Raw genomic sequence first — 20385 nt, forward strand, 5'->3', positions numbered from 1 at the left:
CCACAATAGATTAACCGTGAGAATCCGCACGAAATATAAGCGATAGATACATTTGGTTTTATGATGCGGTGTAACAATCTATGACAGTAAAGCGTGTAAAAAAACAGTTAGTACAGCTGGTAGTGGGTGTCAGTGTTTCTATGAGTGCAATGATGGCGAGCGCTGCCATACAGCCACCTGAGATGGAAAATACGGCTTATGTATTAATGGACTATAATACTGGTGAAATATTGGCACAAAAAAATGCCAATCAAGCACTACCACCAGCGTCCTTGACCAAGATGATGACCAGTTACATCATCGAGCAGCGCTTAGCATCAGGTGACCTCAAAGAAGACGAACAAGTTTTGATGAGCCCAAATGCTTGGTGCCGCGGTAGTAGCAGTCAGTCTTGTATGTATGTGCCGGTCAATAAAACCGCCAGCGTCATCGATATGTTACGCGGTATCATTATTCAATCAGGCAACGATGCTTCAAAAGCGATGGCTGAGCATATTGCTGGTAGCGAAGCCTCATTTGCAATCTTGATGAATGAGCAGGCAGAAAAGCTTGGGATGAAAAACACCCATTTCGTCAACTCGACAGGTATGCCAGACGAAGGGCATCAAGCATCAGCGTTAGATTTGGCCATATTGTCACGTGCAATTATCAAAAACAGTGGCGACTATTACGGTCTTTATTCGGAAAAAGAGTTCACTTATAACGGTATTACCCAAGGTAACCGTAATGCCCTACTAGCCACTGACCCTACGGTTGACGGTCTAAAAACAGGTCATACCGATGCAGCGGGTTACTGCTTAGCCGCCTCTAGTAATCGTGATGGCATGCGCCTAATCTCTGTTATTATGGGTACAGAAAGCCAGCAAGCCCGTGCCGATCAGTCACGTGAGCTACTCAATTGGGGTTTTGGTCATTTTACTACCGTAACTAAAGCACCTGCTGGACAGTTTGTTAGTAAAGTACCAGTATGGTTTGGCGAAGCGACAGAAGTAGAGCTTGCGACTGGCGACAGTTTGCAAATTCTAACCGATAAAACGCAAAAGAATAAAATCACTACTGTGGTCGATATTCCTGAGAGCTTAGAAGCACCTATCAAAAAAGGTCAAGAAATTGGCAAAATGATGGCGGTTATTGATGGTAAAGTAGTTGCTTCAGTGCCTATCGTAGCCACTAGCGATATCGAACAATCAGGCTTTATGAGCCGTATCTGGCAACGTTTTACCCGCTGGGCACAAAACTTATTTTAAGCACGGTATTTAACAACCTGTATAAAAATATGTCTGCATTTAACTATAATAGTTAGCAGTAATTTTAGTATTAAAAAAGACGCCTGTTTATGGGCGTCTTTTTTATTTGTCTATCCTTATCACTATGTTCACGCCTACCGCCATCATTAAGACCAAGCGAGCCAGCTCTTTAATAAATTACTCAGCGCTTTATCTTCATAGGTCGCCACCTGACAGTAATCAACTCCGGCCGCTTTTAAGCCATGCTCAAAGCTGTCTAAATGTCGTGCACGCTGCTGTGGATACCAGAATATCAATAAAGCCCGATAGTCGGTCTCAGAGGCGCGAATACGCTTAGCCACTAATTCCGCTTTGCTTGCTAATACGTCTTCCGCAAACATCACCATATCAACTTTTCTATGCTGCATCTCATCAATCACAAGCTGTTCATGTTGATAGCAGATGACATGCGCGCCTAAACGCTGCAATTCATCCAACAAAGCGCCGCTATCTTGATCATAGTAGTAGACAACGACCAGTCCCGTCAGCAGCTGTTGCTGGCGCGATTGGCGTTGATTGGACGTCGGAATAGTAATAACAAACTCAGTCCCGACGCCAAGCGTGCTCTCGACACTAATACTGGCTCCCATCAACTGCGTCATCTGTTTGACGACTGGCAAGCCAATGCCCGTGCCTTCATACTGACGAGTTTGCGATGAATCTACTTGAAAAAACGGATTAAAAATATCGTCTATAAAGCCACTATCTATACCGATGCCCGTATCTTTGACTCGAATCTGCCAACGATTGCTATTATCAAAATGGGTCAATTGCGAGGTAATACTGACTTCACCCACGGGGGTAAATTTAATCGCATTGCTCAGCAGTATCGATAATATTTGCTGTATTTTTCCGACATCACCTTCAAGGCTATAATCAATATGATGGATATGACTGATTAATGCTAAGCCTTTTTGTCTGGCAATAGGCTCAAAATCTGCCAACAAATCAGCAATTAATTGCAGCGGATTAAACGCACTTATCTGTAGGCTGACTTGACCTTTTTGTATCTGATTAAGCTGAATAATTTGATCCAATGCCAAAACCAGCTTGTCACTGCCATTATGAATGATATCGACTGCGTCTTTTTGCTCATCACTGAGGTGTTCATCATCTAACAGTTGTAAGCCGCCGACAATGGCATTAAGCGAGGTTTTTAACTCATGAGTAATCATGCTTTGAAAATTATGCAGCTGCACATCTAAAGATAAATCCTTTTGATGCAATTGCTGCTCAAAAGCGGCAAGCGCTTCATAATCTTGTTTCGATTCTTGCAGACGATTGAACAACGTCGTAAAGGCCTGCTTAATCTGCACCAGCTCCTGAAACTTAAAGCGCTGTGGAATCACGGGCAGCTGCTCAAGCTCAGGATTTTTAATGACAATGTCACAAACTTCCGTAAGCACGGCGATATCTTGTGACGGCCAGTTTAATTTACGTAAAATATACAGCGCCCAAATAATGGCTAATGCTGTGGTCATTAACCACAACCATAGATTGTTTTGTAGCCAATTTGAACGTAGGGTCGCCACATCTAAGGTAATATTAATATAGCCGACCAAGGTATTTTCAGTATTTAAATCACTGCCCGAATTTGATTCATGTCTATTATTCAGCGGACTACTTGCAGCTTGCAGGCTTGAATTGAGCTGAAGCGTATTCTGGGAGATATTCTGCGCGGCGATGCTTTTTTGTGCAGGGTTTAGCGTATCGCTAACCATAGATAGGCTGCTGCTGCCATTAATATAATCGCCGACCACCGGATAGTTAAAGCTGACCGTATTGGCAAATAAGGCATTTTTCCAATCATCTCTGGACTGATTGCTATCGGCAATAGGCTGAGAGGTTGAATAAAACAAAATGCTCTCAACACTCTGCTCATGCTCTAACAAGAAGCGCACTTGCTCCGCGACCACCTTGTCACCATCGATGCTCGCCGCACTAAGCGTCAGCAAGTTCGCCAATTGCTGGATATGCTGACGCTCTTCTTTATAGTGTTGCACCAAACCATAAACAAAAGACAATAGAAAACCTGCCAATACAGCCAAAATCATGGTCTGTACGATAGATTGCCAAACAAGCATAGGAAGGGTTTGTGGTGGGCGGTTGTTCATATCACTCAACTGAGTTAAGACAACTTTTGATTATAGTACAGGTATTCTATAAGGGTGATGAGCGGAATGCGACATTTTAATGTAACTTAAGAATCTATTAAATTAAAAAATACCATGATGGCTAGTATAGTCATCATGGCAAATTATATTACAGAAAAGCCAAGGATGGAAAAATAGCAAAGATAAAATAAAACGGTCTTTATTTGCTAAAAAATATAAAGACGCTCACTATCTTGCAAAATTAACGTTTTTTATCTTTGTTAGTGAATCTTGGCTTATCTTTGGTGGTAAATTTCTGCGCACGATTGCGTTCACGTTGGCGTAGCTGTTGCGCTTTTGCTTTGGTTGGCGTGTCGCTTTTATTGGCGTATGGGTTATCATTTTGTTTAAAGATAACATTCAGCGGCGTGCCTTCAAGCTTAAATACTTGACGGAATTGGTTTTCAAGATAGCGCTGATAGCTCTTCGGTAGCGAAGACGTTTGGTTACCATGAATCACAATCACTGGCGGGTTATGACCACCAATATGCGCAAAACGCAGCTTGATACGGCGACCGGCAACCGTTGGTGGCGGATTCGCAGCAACGGCATCTTGTAAAATCTGCGTCAAACGGTTGGTTGACACCTCAAACATCGACGACTGATAAGCACGCAAGATAGAAGGATATAAGTTACCCACGCCTGTACCGTGCAATGCTGAGATTTGATGGACTTTTACGTAAGAGATAAAGTTGAAACGGCGATCCATCTCAATCTTAATATAGTTCTTTTGATCTGCAGTGAGACCATCCCATTTATTGATGGCGACCACCAAGGCACGACCCGCATCAAGCGCATAACCAATCATATGCAAATCTTGGTCGACGATACCTTCTTGGGCATCAATCACAATAACCGTGACGTTAGAATCGTCAATTGCTTGCAAGGTTTTGATGACTGAGAATTTCTCTACCTTTTCATCGATTCTGCCACGGCGACGGACACCGGCGGTATCAATCAATACGTAGTCTCTACCCTCGCGCGTATAAGGAATATAAATACTGTCACGCGTCGTACCCGGCATATCAAATACCACCACCCGGTCTTCACCCAGTAGGCGGTTAACCAGCGTTGATTTACCAACGTTTGGACGACCAATAATAGCCAGCTTTAAGCCTTTTGGCTCGACAACATTTTCTTGCGTTGGCATATCAGCGGTCAGAACTTCTAGCAAGTTACCAACACCGCGGCCATGACTGGCTGCCATCGGATACGGCTCGCCCAATCCTAAGGCATAAAATTCTGCAGGCGCGGCATCGTGCGCGCCATCAACTTTATTCGCAACGACATAAACAGGCTTACCAAGGGTATGCAAAAACTTGCCAATCTCAGCATCGGCACCAATCATACCGGCACGGGCGTCGACCACGAAGACAATAATATCGGCTTCATGAATGGCCGTATGCGACTGCTCAGACATATAGTCATCAATATTGCCGCTACCATCATCCGCTTCACCGATACCGCCGGTGTCTACAACGATGAAAGATTTGTCTTCATAGGTTGCATCACCGTATTGGCGGTCACGAGTCAGCCCTGATAAATCAGCAACCAATGCCTGCCGACTTTTAGTGAACTGGTTAAATAAGGTGGATTTACCGACGTTTGGACGACCAATTAAGGCGACCACAGGCTTGATACTCATGGGTTACTCTCAGTGAAGGGCACAATGGCGGACAGGTCGCTGACTCTTATCATAAAGATGAATAGCTGCACTTGACCGCAAATTTAAATAAATTATAGAAATAAAACGATAAAATTAGATAATAGCAAATATAGTCAGTGCGAAATAATATCGAGATATTAATGGCCACGGGCTATAAATATAAATTCTAAAATGAATCGACTATATAGATAACGCTATTATATATGAATAACGCCTACTACATAGCGGTCGCATAGAGTACGCGAAAGCGACCGCTTAAACAAGCAATTTACACAAGGCACGAAACGCTGACTGAGCAGCGTTTTGTATTGATGTCACTATAAGCAAGCTTATTTAATCAGTACAATCAAATAAGCAATGACTTATAAAAATCTAGCGCGCCAATTGCCAAATAGCGACTTGCCCTGAAGTGCTTTGGGTTAGCAAACGGCTGCCTTGTACTTGCAAGCTACTTAATGCGCCTTTAGTCTGTACACGGCTGACAATTTTGCCGCTTGCAGGGTCAAATAAATGTACCACACCATCAAAATCACCGACAGCAATATAACTGCCAATCATCACAGGGTTAGTTAAATGACGATAAGCCAACTCTTCGCTTTCCCACAAAACCTCACCATTGCTGCGATTATAAGCAACCACTTTGCCGTCTAAGCTGGTTGCAATGACTTGCTGATTGTTCACCGCCAGTGATTTTAAGCTCGCAAGCTCATTAACGAACAGCACTTGACGAGAAGCTAAGTCGATACCTAACAACTGACCACTATAGCTGATGGCAAACAATTGGTTCTTATCGACGATAGGCATGCCATCGACATCGCTCATACGTTCAACTTCACTACTGCCTGCACCGACACCAACGCGGCGTGACCACTGCGGTAAGCCATTATCGATAGTAACGGCATGCAAGCGACCATCAGCCGTAGCCAATAGTGCAGTTTTCGCATCTAGCAATGTTGGCGCTGCACTACCGCGTACGCTGATAGCAGGCACTTGGGTGGCAAACTGCCAAACCGACTGACCGTTCTGTAACGATAATCCATGTAAGAAGCCATCGTTCGCCGATAAAACCACCCGGTTATTGCTGATTAAAGCAGGCGTTAGTACCGAACCGCTAAGCTGGGTCTGCCAGCGTTTAGCGCCAGTGGCACTATCAAACGCCATCACCAAGCCGCCGCGAGTACTGATAATAGCAGTTTGGCTCAAGGCATCTAAGGCCACGCCACCGGTAATTTGATCACCAACATTAACTGACCATAGGCGTTGACCGGCATTATCAAAGCCTATTAAATCACCACCGCGTGATGCAGTAACGATTTGCGAGTTGGCATAGCCCACTTGCAGGTCAAGCGGATCTTTACTACTGGCTTTTTTGCTACCAACATCGGTACTAAAAACCGGCTGCAATACACTAATTGGCTGCGCAATTTGCACCAATTTGACAGGGTCATTGACGACTGGTTTGATACCTCGATTACACCCAACGACTGCAGTTGCCATCACTGCGATGACGGCGACATGCATGGCCGTCGTTTTGATGGTCTTAGCGTTTATAGTTCTGTTAGAGCGAATAGCTTGAGTCATTATAGGGTCTCACTAGCAATAAATTAATCATTAATAAATTAGCTATCAGCAAGTAAACGGTGAACAATAATAACCAGCACATAAATAAGCACTCATTATTAATACTACCCTCCTGACTTACTGCGCTACTTAGTTTTTAAAACAGTTTTTTAAAACGGTTTGTAGAATGATTTGAGGTATGACAATTTTTATTAAAATACTTATCAAAGCGTTAGCGCTCATATCTAGCACCAGCGATTATTATTAAAAATATTTTTAAGATTTATTTTCAACCTCTACTATTCAGCAGTTACTACCGTATTTTCATCTTCAACCATTGATGGTTGTTGTGCAGGTGCTGCAGCTACCGCAGGTTCTTGGATAAGACTGGCTGGCGCCGCAATAGGTTCAGGCACGATACCCAAGCTTTCCATCTTTAATGCCAATACTGCACGTGTTTCTTGACGGTTACGTAACAATTCCCAAGCATTATTGTAAGATTTAACCGCTGAGTCTTTATTATCTTGTGCCAGATAAATATCACCCAATAGCTCTTGTTGACTCGCTTCAAACGAGCTTGGCATATCATTATTGGCTTCAGCCAAGGCGGCGTCGGCATCACCAGCCGCTAGTAACGTCTTCGCATAGCGCAGACGGGTAATGGCTTCTAAGCCTGCATCGCCCAAATCAATTGCTAGTGCCTTTTTAAAGGTCTCACCCGCACCTTTAAAGTCATCGTTATCCACTTGTTGACGGGCTTTAATCATCAGCGCTTGCCATGCATAGACAGAGCTACCATGAGTGCTTACTAAAGCATCAATATCTTTGTCTAACTGTTTACGGCTCTCCGCCAGTGACGCTTGCGCCTCTGCTTCTAAATCTGGGTTCTGTGACGCTAGGCTGACTTCTTCATTTAAACGCTGAATATCCGCATAATGGTCGGCTGCAACCGTATCGACGCGTGCATGGTTATTTTGCCAATACGTCCAGCCGAAATAGGCGGCCAACGCCAATAAAATCGCGGTGACAATATAGCTGCCATACTGCTTTAACGCTTGCATTGAATTGTCTGTATTTGGCGAATTGGGTGTCAGAGCCATATATTTTTACCTGATAAAAGTGTTATTAAATTGCGAATGCTAAAGTCACCATCGATTACTGGCGAACCAAGTTTTCTTTTACTAACGATCAAAGTTTTCTTTAGTCGATAGCCAATCTGTCGCAACCGTTTGTTGCTCACCCGTCTGCATATCTTTAATACTAATGGTATTATCATCGAGCTCTTGCTGGGCGATAATCACCGTCAATGCAGCGCCCGACTTATCCGCTTTTTTCATTTGTGCTTTTAAGCTGGTTGCGCTCGCCATTTTTACCCGTAGGTCAGGACGGCTGTAGCGCAGCTCTTGCGCATAGCCAATACCCGCACTATAAACTTCTGGATGAGCAACCACAAAAACGTCACAAGCTGGCAGCTCTGCAATCGGCGCCACGGCCTCGATAAGCAACAATAAACGCTCAAGCCCCATTGCAAAACCAACGGCTGGCTCAGACTTCACTGGTTTATTATGCCCTTTGTCATCAGGGCTACCGATAGATTTTAATTGCCCAATCAAACCATCATAACGACCGCCCGCACAAACGGTCGCTTGGCTACCAAGCTTATCAGTTACCCACTCAAACACGGTTTTATTATAGTAATCAAGACCGCGTACTAAGTGCGGGTTAATCACGAACTCAATACCAAGTGCGGTTAAATACGCTTGCACTTGCTCAAAATGCGCCTTACTCTCGGCACCCAAAAACTCAGCAAGCTTTGGCGCATCTACCAATAACGCTTGGGTACTCGCCTCTTTACTGTCCAAAATACGCAGCGGATTGGTCGTTAAACGGCGCTTACTATCTTCATCTAACTGCTCTTGCTTATCAGTCAGATAAGCAACCAGTGCTTCGCGATAAGCATGACGCTCATCAAGCTCACCCAAACTATTAAGCTCTAAGCGCATCTCGTCTTTTAGACCCAATTCCTGCCACATTAGATGCGTCATGGCAATCAGCTCGGCATCGGCATCCGGTAGCGCACTACCAAAGCTTTCGACACCCAATTGATGAAACTGACGGTAGCGACCTTTTTGTGGACGCTCATAGCGGAACATCGGACCGATATACCAAAGTTTCGGCGTATCACCGCGCAATAAATTGTGCTCAATCACTGCACGTACTGCCCCTGCCGTCCCTTCAGGACGTAAGGCCAATGGCGTTGGTGGCTCAGACTTATCGGTAAAGCTATACATCTCTTTTTCGACGATATCGGTTGCGCCGCCGATAGCACGGGCAAATAAGTCGGTTTGCTCAACGATAGGCAGGCGAATATGCTCATAACCGTATCTGCCCAGCACATCAGCCAATATCGACTCTAGGTGCAGCCATTTTGCAGACTGTTCAGGCAAAATATCATTAAACCCTTTGATAGCTTTAATCATGGTACGGTCGCATCCTTAAAATTTTTAACAAAGTACTCTATTACTAATTATTTTTGTCGTGACGTTTATACATTAAGCTTTTAAGAGCTCAGCGTCTTACTTTATTACTTTACACGAATGATTTCATTCTCACGTTTTTTCGCCAAATCTTCAGCATGCGCACGTACCATGCCTTCGATCTCATCGACCAAATTATTGGTATCAATCAAATGGCTTTTTTCGCCCATACGGTAGACCAGTGATTTTGGCGCCGCGCCGACAATACCAATGTCCGCTTCTTTCGCTTCACCCGGACCGTTTACTTTACAGCCAATCACTGACAAGTTCATCGGTTCACGGATATCTTCTAAACGTGATTCTAACGCCGTCATCACTCTAATGACATCAAACTCTTGGCGCGAACAGCTTGGGCAAGCGATAAAGTTAACGCCATTTGAGCGAATATTTAGCGATTTTAAAATATCAAAGCCGATTTTAATCTCTTCTTCCGGCTCTGCGGCTAAGGAGATACGAATGGTATCGCCGATGCCGTCTAGTAATAGCCCACCTAAGGCAATTGCGGATTTAACCGCGCCTGTACGATAAACACCCGCTTCGGTGACGCCTAAATGTAGTGGATTATCAATCTGAGCAGAAATCAGGCGATAAGCATCTAAGGTCAGAAACACATTGCTGGCTTTCACCGACACTTTATATTGATCAAAGTTCAAGCGCTCTAATATATCGATATGGCGCATAGCTGATTCAAGCATCGCCGCGCCGGTTGGTTCGGTATATTTACGCTGAATGTCTTTTTCCAATGAGCCGGCATTAACACCAATACGAATGGGAATATTATAATGCTTGGCACAAGCAACCACTTCACGTACTTTGGCGTCGCTGCCGATATTACCCGGGTTAATACGTAAACAGTCCGCTCCGGCTTCAGCAACGGCCAAGGCGATTTTATGGTCAAAATGCACATCAGCTATCAAGGGTACGCTGACACGCTTACGAATTTCCGCAAAGGCTCTTACCGTATCCATCGTCGGCGTCGATACGCGCATCAAATCCGCCCCTGCTTCAACGCAGCGCTCGATTTGGGCAACGGTCGCTGCCACATCACAAGTATCGGTATTGGTCATACTTTGCACGCTAATCGGTGCATCACCACCAATCGCGACATCACCGACATATATTTTTTTAGTAAGACGACGGTTAATAGGCGCTGACGTTGACATAGACAAACCCTTTCATTGGAACAAATTGGAACGAAAAAAACTGGAAACAAACATCGCTTTTATAACGCTAATAGCTTTTTAACACCAATAATTTTTTAAGACTAATAACTATTTAACACTAACAATAACGGTTTTAAAAATAGCAATCACTGGAAAAATTAGCGCTCACTTTAAAACCAGTCATTTAATAAACTAACCAATTAATAAACCCGTTGTTTAAAAACTAAGGCGCGAGCTCAAAACTGGCTTGCGTGCCTGTAGCATAACTGTCTAGAGCTACCGCTTCTTGATTAAGCATCAAGCTGACATTTTTAACATTATCAATCTGTACATTAAAGGGCGGCATACCAGATAATTGATAATTACCAGCAGTCTGCGAGCCAGCTATCAAGCTATTACCAGTAGCGTCAGTAATAGTGACGACAGCGGCATCTATCAGCTTAACATCCAGCGTAGCTGGTGCCATACTTGCATCGCCGCCCAAGTTAAGTGCTGAACCAGAAGCACCAACGCCATTAGCATCGGTATCAATCGCCGCACCTTGCGCTTGTTCTAGTGCTGAGATGTCTTCACTGCTGGTTACTGGCGGCTGATTATTGTCTTTACTGGCATTACTGACCATACGAAATAGGAAAATCGCTAAGATAATGACGCCAATGACCGCGATGATTAATAATGGATTAAAACGGATACGGTTATGAGTATCGCGCTGCAGGGTACCCATTGGGCGTAGTGGCGACTCAATATTGTTGGTTGAACGCGACTTTAGCTCAGTTGGGTAAGCAGCATCGAAGCTATTGGCTATTTTCACTGGATCTAAACCCAAAAACTTTGCATAGTTAATCGCAAAACCACGCGCAAACGCCGCCTGCGGTAAATCCGCAAAATTTTCATTTTCTAGGGCTTGCAAATGTCGTTTTAAAATAAATAACTCGGCGGCCGCGTCCTCCAAGCTGACTTGCTTAGTTTTGCGGGCTTGCTGCAACATGGCACCAAATGATCCCTGAGCGTTAGATTGAGTGTTTGATGATGGGGTGGTCATTTCCATGGTGCCTCTGGATTGTTAAGCCAAGTCTTAAGTTGTTTTGCTTCATCGCTTAGTGGATAAGCGGATAAAAGCTGCTGTGCCAATTGCTGGCGGGTTGCTATGTTATTTTGTGCTGCCGCAAGTTTGATACCTTGTAAAAGTAAGCGCGGACTAATACCCTGCCCTTGTACCAGCATCAAAGTTTCGTCATAAAGCCTTTGTGCTTGCTGCACACGCTGCTGCTCGAGTAATAAATCGACCAATTCAATGTGTGCAATCACACTATTGCGGTTACCATCTAGGGCACGCAAAAATGCTTTGGCAGCGGCTGGATGATCATTTAGCTGAAGGTAAGTGCGTCCTAAGTTTTCTAACGCCCCAATACGACCTTCGTAGCCAAGTGCTGCCCCTGCAATCTCAAACTGCGCCGCCGCCTCTTTATAGCGCTTCATCTGCGACAGATAAACGCCATAATTGTTGTGGGCTTGATCAAAATCTTTATCAAGCATAATGGCTTTTTTAAAATATTGATCGGCTTTTTCAAGATTAAGGCGACTGCCCTCTTGCTGCAACAAAACGCCCATCATATCATAGGCTGGCGCATAACGGCTATCGGCAGCAAAGGCTTTTTCAAGTTGACGCTGAGCGGTATCAAGCTCATTTTTGCGGATATATTGTGCCGCAAGTGAGGTGCGAACGCGAGCAATTTCTTGCTGATCCAAATTACGATTGTCACTCGGCCGTGTCGAGGTTTGATAAGGCGTACCACCGGTTAAATCCGTGGTCGTTGTACTCTGGCAACCGCTAATTAGCAAGGCACTTAAAGCGCTGGCTAACAAAATAGCGTTTGCGCCGCGCTTTTTGGCAATACGGACAACATTGACACTCGATTGCTGCGCCGTCTGAGAAATAAATGTTTGATATTTGAACTGACAAAGATTTTTAAAAGTCATCATAGCCGCCATCATAAAACTGAGGTTCAATGCGTTCGATCTTCGAGGCATCAGTTTAATAGATTTAGCCCCCATAAGTACAATTTATTGTGATTAATTGCGCCGCACTCAATTATTACTGCCAATGACTACATTTTATTACTGTTGTGAGACAAAAACGACAGCTAGGCATTTAATCTGAATGCTTAAGCCCATTACTACATCCAACTGCTCAATCAGCAAATTTTTAACTCTGTAGTATTTAACTCTGTAGTATTTAACTCTGTAGTATTTAACTCTGTAGTATTTAACTCTGTAGTATTTAACTCTGTAGTATTTAACTCTGTAACATTTACCTCTGTAGTATTAGCCCTGCTATATTAACGCTGCACTAAATATTTTCCCGATCTTTAATGCTTTGCTGCCAAGCCGCTGAGCGGCGCGTTCTGTCAGCGACTTGTCCAACCAATTGACCACAAGCGGCATCAATATCATCACCGCGCGTTTGGCGAATGGTACAAACAAAACCCGCTTGGCTTAAAATATCACTAAAGGCATGGATACGATTATTGCTTGATTTGTCATACGGCGCATGTGGGAACGGATTAAACGGAATCAGGTTAATCTTACTTGGTAAACCTTCTAATAACGCCACTAGTTGATGGGCATGTTCATTACGATCATTGACGCCATCAAGCATGACATATTCAATCGTCACGTGTTTTTTATGGCGCGGATTGACATCATAAACGTAGTTTTTTGCTGCGGCAATCAGCTCTTCTAGCGGATACTTTTTATTAATAGGTACCAGCTCATTACGCAGCTCATCATTAGGCGCATGCAATGAAATCGCCAAGGCTACATCGATATCTTGCGCCAATTGGTACATTTTTGGTACGACGCCCGAGGTTGATAACGTCACACGGCGTTTTGATAGCCCATAAGCATGGTCGCTCAGCATCAACTCCATCGAGCCAACTACTGGTTTATAGTTTAATAACGGCTCACCCATTCCCATCATGACGACGTTAGTGACGTTATTTTCCCATAAGCTATGATCAACATTTTCTAAACTGTCATTGTCATCGCTCATATAAGAGGCATTTGCCACCCATAATTGTCCGATGATTTCAGCGGCGCTTAAATCACGCTCAAACCCCTGCTTACCAGTACTACAAAAGCTGCAATCTAATGCACAGCCCACTTGCGACGATATGCATAGGGTTTTACGACCGTTTAATTTACTGTCGTCAGCTGGTATCAATACTGTCTCAACCAACGAGCCACCCGTCACTTCAAAGACCCATTTACGCGTACCATCATCACTATATTGACGATGAATTACTTTTGGCGGAACAACACAGGCATTGGCTGACAATTTATCACGCAATGATTTGCTCAAATTGGTCATTTGCTCAAAATCAGTGACACCCTGCTGATAAATCCATTTAATGACTTGCGTCGAGCGGAACGGCTTTTCGCCGATGCTCTTAAAATAATCCGCCAGTTGCGCTTGGGTCATGCCCAATAGATTGGTTTTTGCCTGCGCCTCATCAACGAGCTTAATGCTATTAGCAGGCTTTGTTGGGATATGTTGGATGGGTGTTTGAGAAGTCGACATAATAGGTAACCTTTTTGCAGCCATTGCGATAAGCGCTGCAATTATTGAGATGGGCGTTGCCAGTCATACATTATGTATATACGTTATGTATGAGTGCAGGAGCAATCCGTTATGAGCGCATTTTTTATCGAGGCATTGGTAAATGCTTAAAAAGCATAAAAGCCTGATAAAAATATGCTGATAAGGGATTGATAATGCTCAGTAAAACTAATAATGAGGCAAGTGACTAGAAATTTCAATGAGTCATTTTAATGATTCATAATAAAATACTGGAATATTATAATAGCTAAAACGGCTTATACCCTAAGATATAAGCCGTCTCGCCACACTAATTATTAATAACCAACATCATAAGCTGATATCAATAATTGTTGCTATTAACGCGTACGTGCACAAACTTCATCTTCATTGAAGAAGTAGCTGATTTCACGTGCTGCTGATTCAGCTGAATCTGAACCATGAACGGCATTTTCATCGATGCTGCTAGCGAAGTCAGCACGGATAGTGCCTTCAGCGGCGTCTTTTGGGTTAGTAGCGCCCATGATATCGCGATGCTTAGCGATAGCGTTTTCGCCTTCTAATACTGATACCAATACTGGACCTGAAGTCATAAATGAAACTAGGTCATTGTAAAATGGACGTTCAGCGTGCTCAGCGTAGAAACCACCTGCTTTTTTATCATCAAGTTGCATCATTTTAGCGGCAACAATTTTTAGACCTGATTTTTCAAAACGGTCGTAGATAGCGCCGATGTTATTGCCAGCAACTGCGTCAGGTTTGATGATAGATAAAGTACGTTCGTTAGCCATGAAAAGCTCCTAATGGATGAGGGGGTTAAAAAATTGAACTAAAATAAGAAATGAAATAGCAAAGGGGTTATTTTATTTCTAACCACTAATTTTATCTCTGACCGCTATGTTGACTTAGGCTGACCAAGATGACTTATGCTTTACCAATACGAAAACATAAAATCAAGTAACATCAGGTAGTATGAGCGCCAACACAGGATTGCTGCCTATTATAATGATTGACGCTATAAATGATAGGGTTAATTTATGAAAGTCGCTTGTATAAAGCCAAAAACTGCTACTTATTTATCTATCATTACTCATTCATTATTATAATAAAAAACCCCAATGCTTAACATTAGGGTTTTATGAATTACTTATAACATAGCTGTTTAACTAATTAAGCATCATACGGATCGCGTAATACAATCGTTTCTTCACGGTCAGGACCGGTTGAGATGATATCAACTGGGCAACCAATCAATTCTTCGATACGTTTGATATATATTTTGGCGTTTTCTGGTAGGTCGTCATAGTTGGTGATACCAACGGTTGACTCGCTCCAACCTTGTAAGGTTTCATACTTAGGCGTTACTGACTCATAGAATTCAGCATCATGCGCGCCAGCACATTCAGTTTCAGGTAGGTTGTAACCAACACCGATTAGCAACTCTTCTAGACCGTCTAATACGTCAAGCTTAGTCAAGCAGATACCTGACATAGAGTTAAGTACCACAGCACGGCGTAATGATTCGGCATCGAACCAACCACAGCGACGCGCGCGACCAGTGGTTGCACCAAACTCATGACCGACTTTGGCTAAATGCGCCCCAACATCATCAAACAATTCAGTTGGGAACGGACCGCTACCAACACGCGTGGTATACGCTTTAGTGATACCCAATACATAGTCTAAATACAATGGACCGATACCCGTACCAGTAGATACACCGCCCGCGGTTACGCTAGAGCTGGTGACAAACGGATAAGTACCATGGTCGATATCAAGCAACGTACCTTGCGCACCTTCAAACATCAGGTTCTTGCCAGCAAGACGTAATTGATTTAGGTCTTCGGTTACATCGGTAACCATACCTTTGATTTCTTCTTTCCACTCTTGGCAAAGCTTAAACGTCTCATCAAAATCAATGGCGTCAACTTTATAATACTGAGTCAATTGGAAGTTATGATATTCGATTAAGTTACGTAGTTTTTCTTCTAAGTCATCACGGAACAAGTCAGCAAGCTTAATCGCACGGCGCGCAACTTTATCTTCATAAGCTGGTCCAATACCGCGACCTGTCGTACCGATTTTGCCAGTGCCACGTTTTGCTTCACGTGCTTGGTCAAGCGCTACGTGATAAGGCATGATCAATGGGCAGTTTGGTGAAATACGTAGGCGCTCACGTACTGGCACGTTGTTGTCTTCTAGCTCTTTCATCTCTTTTAATAATGCGTCAGGCGCTAACACCACGCCATTACCGATAAAGCAAGTCACGCCTTCACGTAAGATACCTGATGGAATCAAATGCAAAACGGTGGTTTTACCATCAACGACTAGGGTGTGGCCAGCGTTATGTCCGCCTTGAAAGCGTGCAACTGCTGCGGCTTTTTCGGTCAGTAAATCAACGATTTTACCTTTACCTTCATCGCCCCATTGGCTACCCAAAACTACGACATTCTTACCCATGATTAATCCTTACCTTGATGTATTGAGGTGTGTGCAATAACGGTTTAAAACTGAAATTATGCTAAAAAATATAATTAAAAGTCATTCTTTAGCGACTTAATAACCCAGTCATTTAATGATATTTCTTTAAATAGATTCTAGATTTAAAATACAGTTTTTATATTTAAATAGCTTCTAGAGTTAAGTGATTTTTAAGCTTAAACGGTTTCTAGCTGCCACTGATTATTCGCAAAGTTTAAACGATGCGTCATCGCTGCTGGACGGTCATCGAACGTTAATGGCATAGTGACGCGGTAGCCTTGCTGACGTAAGCTTGTGACCTGCTGCAATAATATTTGCATTTGTGCTTTATCAGCATTAGCCTGCTGTAATGCCTCATAATCAACCAATACAATAATCGGTGACTCAAGCTGTGTGTGCGCCAGCAAACGGCTGACATCCATACTAAAGCCTGTCGCTTCACGTGGCTGCTTCGCACTTAATTGCCCCACGCTCTGCATACCATCAAAGCGGCCGCCACGTACCAGTGGCTGAGTTTCACTATTGATATAGCCGTTAAAGATAATACCGGTATGATAATGATAGCCCGACAGTTCGGTCACATCGATACTTACTGGCGTCTGCCACTGCGATTCTAAGTGTACTTTTAGACGTTGTAGCTCATCGACAGCCGTCACAATGTGCGTATCTTGTTTGGCAGTATCTGACAGTGTGTCTAACAGTTTTGCCATATCATGACCAAAGCGCGCCAATGCGTAAAAATCATCACCCATTGTCAGTAACTGACAAACACGTTTTAGCTCTGGTAAATTTTTATTAGCATAAAGATGCATCAATTGCTCGGTGTCATTATCAGACAATTCAGCCAATGCCGCTAAACGCTTAAATATCGCCACATGACCCAAATCAATATGCAGCGCCGCGCTCATATCCAAGCTATTGACCATACTAAACAGCACATCTATCAGCTCGATATCGGCTGCAAGTTCGCCGCAACCAAATATCTCTGCACCCAACTGTAGCGGGGTACGCGAGCCAAACAATCCTGAAGGCAAGGTATGAATCACGTCCCCTGCGTAGCAATAACGCGCAATGCCATTACCGCCGTGATGGGCATCAATACGCAAAATCTGCGGGGTAATATCAGCTCGCACGCCCATCAAACGACCGGTCAGCTGATCGATAATCTTAAAGGTTTGGCGCTTTAAATCTTCAGAGGCCTCACTCAATAATGACTCGGTAAACTCAATCATCGGCGGATTGACCAACTCATAGCCATGACTAATAAGCTGCTGGATCAATTGATGTCTCAGTACTTCTTGCTTATGGGCATCTTCAAACAACACATCGACGACCCCATCAGGCAGCAGCCAGCTGTTATTGGCCACATCGCTGGCAAAATTGCTTAGATATGGCAGGCCATTAGCGGTAGCACGATTATCAGCAGGCTGAGTCGCCGCTGGTTTTGTCGTATTTGACTGGGCAGGTTTTGCAAAATCAGAACTGGCAGACACAATGAATCCTTGTTTGGCGTATCGCTTACCAAAAACGCGGTACTGATGCGGTACTAAAAGGTTGTATTTACAATTGCAGGGATGTAAGGCGTTTTGTATTTTTGACGCGCAACATCACTGACCCAATTATCTATAAGCAAACTAGGTGACCGCAAAAGGGTGAGTAATAAGTATAAGTTAGGATGATAAGACGAGTATCTTTATGCGCTAAAATTTATGCGATAGAAAACTATGATAAATAATCAAGGCACTTTATGCTTTAGTTTAGCATAGCAGCCAAGCTTCGCCTAGTGACAATTAACCCCAATTACCATCTAATTCATGGTCAAAAGGTTTATAGCCTTCCTTATTAATAAGGTATGCATTCAGAACGAATAAATGAAAATAAAAAGTAATACCTATCATTGATAAGAGTAACACGGAGTTATTTATGCTAACTATCTTTCATGATTTTTACTTATTTTCTAGAACCCCGTTTCTTAACATCACTGCTTATTAGTATTACTGTTTCTGTCAGCCTGAAGCGTTTGCAGTCTGTTGCTTGCCTAACGCCTTATCGGTAGACTCATGTTACACTAACACATATTTTATCTCGGAAAGCCTTATGTCAACTGATTACCACCCAAATCCTGCCATTAATCAAACCAACGTCCTCGGCACTGCCCTTGCCAGCTGTTGTTTTGATCCGCTTACTGGCTACTACCGCAATGGCTTTTGTCATACCGGCAACCACGATGTTGGTCAGCATACCGTTTGCGCTAAGATGACCAGCGAATTTTTAAACTTTTCTGCCAGTCGTGGCAATGACTTGATTACGCCGCTGCCTGAGTATGGCTTTGCCGGTCTACAGCCTGGTGATTACTGGTGTATTTGTGCGCTACGCTGGGTTGAAGCCTTAGACTTCGATATTGCTCCGCAAATAAAACTTGAAGCCTGTCACGAAAGCTTATTAAGTCTGGTTGATATCGAGACGCTAAAACGCTTTGCATTGTAGTTTACAGACAAGTAATTTGCAGAAAAAAATTCATTTTGGTCGCATGTCATAATCTATTTTAATTAATATTTATTTAATATTAACCACAGACTAAAGGAGAAGGTATGAAACAAGATGATGACCTGATTGTCAAACCGACAACTCGTATCACACCTGACTCTAATGTCAGCCTTATCGACCCTAACATGGGCGATGAGCGCTCTTATTTAGACAATTATGATAGCTATGACAGCTATATTTATGGCGATGCGGACGCGACGGTCGAGGATACGATTGAGACGATGACCGTCTATGACCCCGACTCTGAACGCTATGAAGATATCGATTTATCTAGCGATGACGAAGTGGTCAATTGCTATGCTTACTCGCGTAAAACGGGCGAAAAAGTAAATAAAGTGGCGCTGAATGATGTCAGTCGCGCTTTAAGCAATAGTGGTCAGTTTATCTGGCTTGGTCTCTATGACCCCAGTTTAGAAACCATGGTCAAAGTCAGAGATGCTTTTGAATTACATGAGCTGGCGATTGAAGATGCCTTTGCCGAACATCAGCGCGCCAAGGTTGAGAACTACGAAAATGACATGATATTTGTGGTGCTACGTACCGCCAAGCTCGAAGACAATATCATTCGCTATGGCACTACCGCGATATTTATGGGCAAAAACTATCTGATTACCATTCGCAACGGTCCTTCTAACTCTTATATGCCCGTACGCGAGCACTGTCATCGTCGCCCAGAAAAGCTGCGCATGGGACCTATCTTTGTCCTGCATGCCATTCTCGATTTTATCGTCGATAACTATATGCCGATTACCGATCGTTTGGGCAGTTATCTACGCGAGCAAGAACGTAACATTTTTACTTATGAGTTTAATAAAGAAACGCTTAGAAATTTATATGAATTAAAATCCCAGCTGGTACATATGCGTGCGGTGATTTTACCGGTGCAAGACATCTGTAGTTTCTTTATTAATCACGATAAAAGCGACTTAATCTCCCCGTTTTCTCACGCTGCTAAACCCTACTTCCGAGATGTGAATGACCATTTGCTACATTCTTTAGATGCCATTAACGGCTTAAATGAGATGCTAAGCGTGGTGATGAATACCTATCTTGCTATGGTCAATATGGGACAGAATGAGGTAGTACGTAAGCTTGCCGCTTGGGCAGGTATTTTAGCGGTACCAACGGCGATTGCTGGTATCTATGGAATGAACTTTGATTTTATGCCAGAGCTGCATTGGCAGTATTCTTATCTCGTTATCATGGCAGTTATTATCTCGCTATGTAGCTTTTTGTATCTTAATTTTAAACGCTTGGGTTGGTTGTAACTTAAGCGGCTTTCTCAGATTTCAGATAAAAAAAGGGCTGCCATTTAATTGGCAACCCTTTTTTATTAAAAATTAACAACTATTCATTTGCAGCGATTTAGTAACAACCATTCATCAATGGTATTT

15 protein-coding genes are annotated in these 20385 nt (G+C 43.3%); 3 read left to right on the forward strand and 12 right to left on the reverse strand.

Annotation, left to right across the window (positions count from 1 at the left end):
• The first annotated feature begins 80 nt into the window (after window positions 1-80).
• Window positions 81-1247 carry a D-alanyl-D-alanine carboxypeptidase family protein gene (locus tag PG901_RS08465; RefSeq protein ID WP_271134195.1) on the forward strand — a complete coding sequence of 389 codons (1167 nt, stop codon included), beginning with the start codon at window positions 81-83 and terminating at the stop codon, window positions 1245-1247.
• A gap of 146 nt (window positions 1248-1393) precedes the next feature.
• On the opposite strand, the gene PG901_RS08470 is transcribed toward PG901_RS08465, so the two are convergent.
• The 12 genes from PG901_RS08470 to PG901_RS08525 all read right to left on the reverse strand — a co-directional run bounded on the left by PG901_RS08470 (window position 1394) and on the right by PG901_RS08525 (window position 17937).
• Entirely contained in the window at window positions 1394-3400 is a 2007-nt protein-coding gene (locus PG901_RS08470) for a sensor histidine kinase (protein WP_271134196.1), read from the reverse strand.
• A 241-nt stretch (window positions 3401-3641) separates the two neighbouring features.
• Window positions 3642-5084 carry a ribosome biogenesis GTPase Der gene (gene der, locus PG901_RS08475; protein ID WP_201546843.1) on the reverse strand — a complete coding sequence of 481 codons (1443 nt, stop codon included), beginning with the start codon at window positions 5082-5084 and terminating at the stop codon, window positions 3642-3644.
• A gap of 393 nt (window positions 5085-5477) precedes the next feature.
• Window positions 5478-6686, reverse strand: coding sequence for an outer membrane protein assembly factor BamB (gene bamB, locus PG901_RS08480; RefSeq protein ID WP_271134197.1), 1209 nt, complete (start codon window positions 6684-6686; stop codon window positions 5478-5480).
• Between the two features lie 278 nt (window positions 6687-6964).
• The gene (locus PG901_RS08485; protein WP_271134198.1) at window positions 6965-7765 is read right to left on the reverse strand and encodes a YfgM family protein; all 801 of its coding nucleotides are present in this window, start codon (window positions 7763-7765) and stop codon (window positions 6965-6967) included.
• Between the two features lie 81 nt (window positions 7766-7846).
• Window positions 7847-9145: a histidine--tRNA ligase gene (gene hisS, locus PG901_RS08490; RefSeq protein WP_271134199.1), complete on the reverse strand. Its 1299-nt coding sequence runs from the start codon at window positions 9143-9145 to the stop codon at window positions 7847-7849.
• A 104-nt stretch (window positions 9146-9249) separates the two neighbouring features.
• Entirely contained in the window at window positions 9250-10365 is a 1116-nt protein-coding gene (gene ispG, locus PG901_RS08495) for a flavodoxin-dependent (E)-4-hydroxy-3-methylbut-2-enyl-diphosphate synthase (protein ID WP_201562989.1), read from the reverse strand.
• Window positions 10366-10588: 223 nt separating this feature from the next.
• Window positions 10589-11407 carry a helix-turn-helix domain-containing protein gene (locus PG901_RS08500; protein WP_271134200.1) on the reverse strand — a complete coding sequence of 273 codons (819 nt, stop codon included), beginning with the start codon at window positions 11405-11407 and terminating at the stop codon, window positions 10589-10591.
• Entirely contained in the window at window positions 11404-12348 is a 945-nt protein-coding gene (gene pilW, locus PG901_RS08505; protein ID WP_271134201.1) for a type IV pilus biogenesis/stability protein PilW, read from the reverse strand. The genes PG901_RS08500 and pilW overlap by 4 nt, the downstream gene beginning before the upstream one ends.
• A gap of 367 nt (window positions 12349-12715) precedes the next feature.
• Complete coding sequence (gene rlmN / locus PG901_RS08510; RefSeq protein ID WP_271134202.1) at window positions 12716-13945, reverse strand: 23S rRNA (adenine(2503)-C(2))-methyltransferase RlmN; 1230 nt, start codon at window positions 13943-13945, stop codon at window positions 12716-12718.
• Window positions 13946-14322: 377 nt separating this feature from the next.
• Window positions 14323-14754 (reverse strand): nucleoside-diphosphate kinase, encoded by a 432-nt coding sequence (gene ndk, locus PG901_RS08515; RefSeq protein ID WP_193011877.1) that lies wholly within the window; start codon window positions 14752-14754, stop codon window positions 14323-14325.
• Between the two features lie 379 nt (window positions 14755-15133).
• On the reverse strand, window positions 15134-16423 hold the full coding sequence (locus PG901_RS08520) for an adenylosuccinate synthase (RefSeq protein WP_183619033.1): 1290 nt from the start codon (window positions 16421-16423) through the stop codon (window positions 15134-15136).
• 197 nt (window positions 16424-16620) lie between these two features.
• On the reverse strand, window positions 16621-17937 hold the full coding sequence (locus tag PG901_RS08525; protein WP_271134203.1) for an ATP phosphoribosyltransferase regulatory subunit: 1317 nt from the start codon (window positions 17935-17937) through the stop codon (window positions 16621-16623).
• Between the two features lie 604 nt (window positions 17938-18541).
• Between PG901_RS08525 and PG901_RS08530 the strand changes: the two genes are divergently transcribed.
• The gene (locus tag PG901_RS08530; protein ID WP_201562997.1) at window positions 18542-18931 is read left to right on the forward strand and encodes a DUF2237 family protein; all 390 of its coding nucleotides are present in this window, start codon (window positions 18542-18544) and stop codon (window positions 18929-18931) included.
• Window positions 18932-19035: 104 nt separating this feature from the next.
• On the forward strand, window positions 19036-20259 hold the full coding sequence (corA, locus tag PG901_RS08535) for a magnesium/cobalt transporter CorA (RefSeq protein ID WP_201562999.1): 1224 nt from the start codon (window positions 19036-19038) through the stop codon (window positions 20257-20259).
• The last annotated feature ends 126 nt before the right edge of the window (window positions 20260-20385 follow it).

This window comes from Psychrobacter sp. ANT_H3 (genome assembly GCF_027919975.1).
In the GTDB taxonomy this organism is placed as follows: Bacteria; Pseudomonadota; Gammaproteobacteria; order Pseudomonadales; family Moraxellaceae; genus Psychrobacter; species Psychrobacter maritimus.

Excerpts from the sequence above, each read along its gene's own strand:
- corA (WP_201562999.1), top strand. The coding sequence starts at position 19,036 with ATGAAACAAGATGATGACCTGATTGTCAAACCGACAACTCGTATCACA.
- ndk (WP_193011877.1), bottom strand. The coding sequence starts at position 14,754 with ATGGCTAACGAACGTACTTTATCTATCATCAAACCTGACGCAGTTGCT.
- hisS (WP_271134199.1), bottom strand. The coding sequence starts at position 9,145 with ATGATTAAAGCTATCAAAGGGTTTAATGATATTTTGCCTGAACAGTCT.
- der (WP_201546843.1), bottom strand. The coding sequence starts at position 5,084 with ATGAGTATCAAGCCTGTGGTCGCCTTAATTGGTCGTCCAAACGTCGGT.
- PG901_RS08465 (WP_271134195.1), top strand. The coding sequence starts at position 81 with ATGACAGTAAAGCGTGTAAAAAAACAGTTAGTACAGCTGGTAGTGGGT.
- PG901_RS08530 (WP_201562997.1), top strand. The coding sequence starts at position 18,542 with ATGTCAACTGATTACCACCCAAATCCTGCCATTAATCAAACCAACGTC.
- PG901_RS08470 (WP_271134196.1), bottom strand. The coding sequence starts at position 3,400 with ATGAACAACCGCCCACCACAAACCCTTCCTATGCTTGTTTGGCAATCT.
- ispG (WP_201562989.1), bottom strand. The coding sequence starts at position 10,365 with ATGTCAACGTCAGCGCCTATTAACCGTCGTCTTACTAAAAAAATATAT.
- PG901_RS08485 (WP_271134198.1), bottom strand. The coding sequence starts at position 7,765 with ATGGCTCTGACACCCAATTCGCCAAATACAGACAATTCAATGCAAGCG.
- PG901_RS08500 (WP_271134200.1), bottom strand. The coding sequence starts at position 11,407 with ATGACCACCCCATCATCAAACACTCAATCTAACGCTCAGGGATCATTT.
- PG901_RS08520 (WP_183619033.1), bottom strand. The coding sequence starts at position 16,423 with ATGGGTAAGAATGTCGTAGTTTTGGGTAGCCAATGGGGCGATGAAGGT.
- pilW (WP_271134201.1), bottom strand. The coding sequence starts at position 12,348 with ATGATGACTTTTAAAAATCTTTGTCAGTTCAAATATCAAACATTTATT.
- rlmN (WP_271134202.1), bottom strand. The coding sequence starts at position 13,945 with ATGTCGACTTCTCAAACACCCATCCAACATATCCCAACAAAGCCTGCT.
- bamB (WP_271134197.1), bottom strand. The coding sequence starts at position 6,686 with ATGACTCAAGCTATTCGCTCTAACAGAACTATAAACGCTAAGACCATC.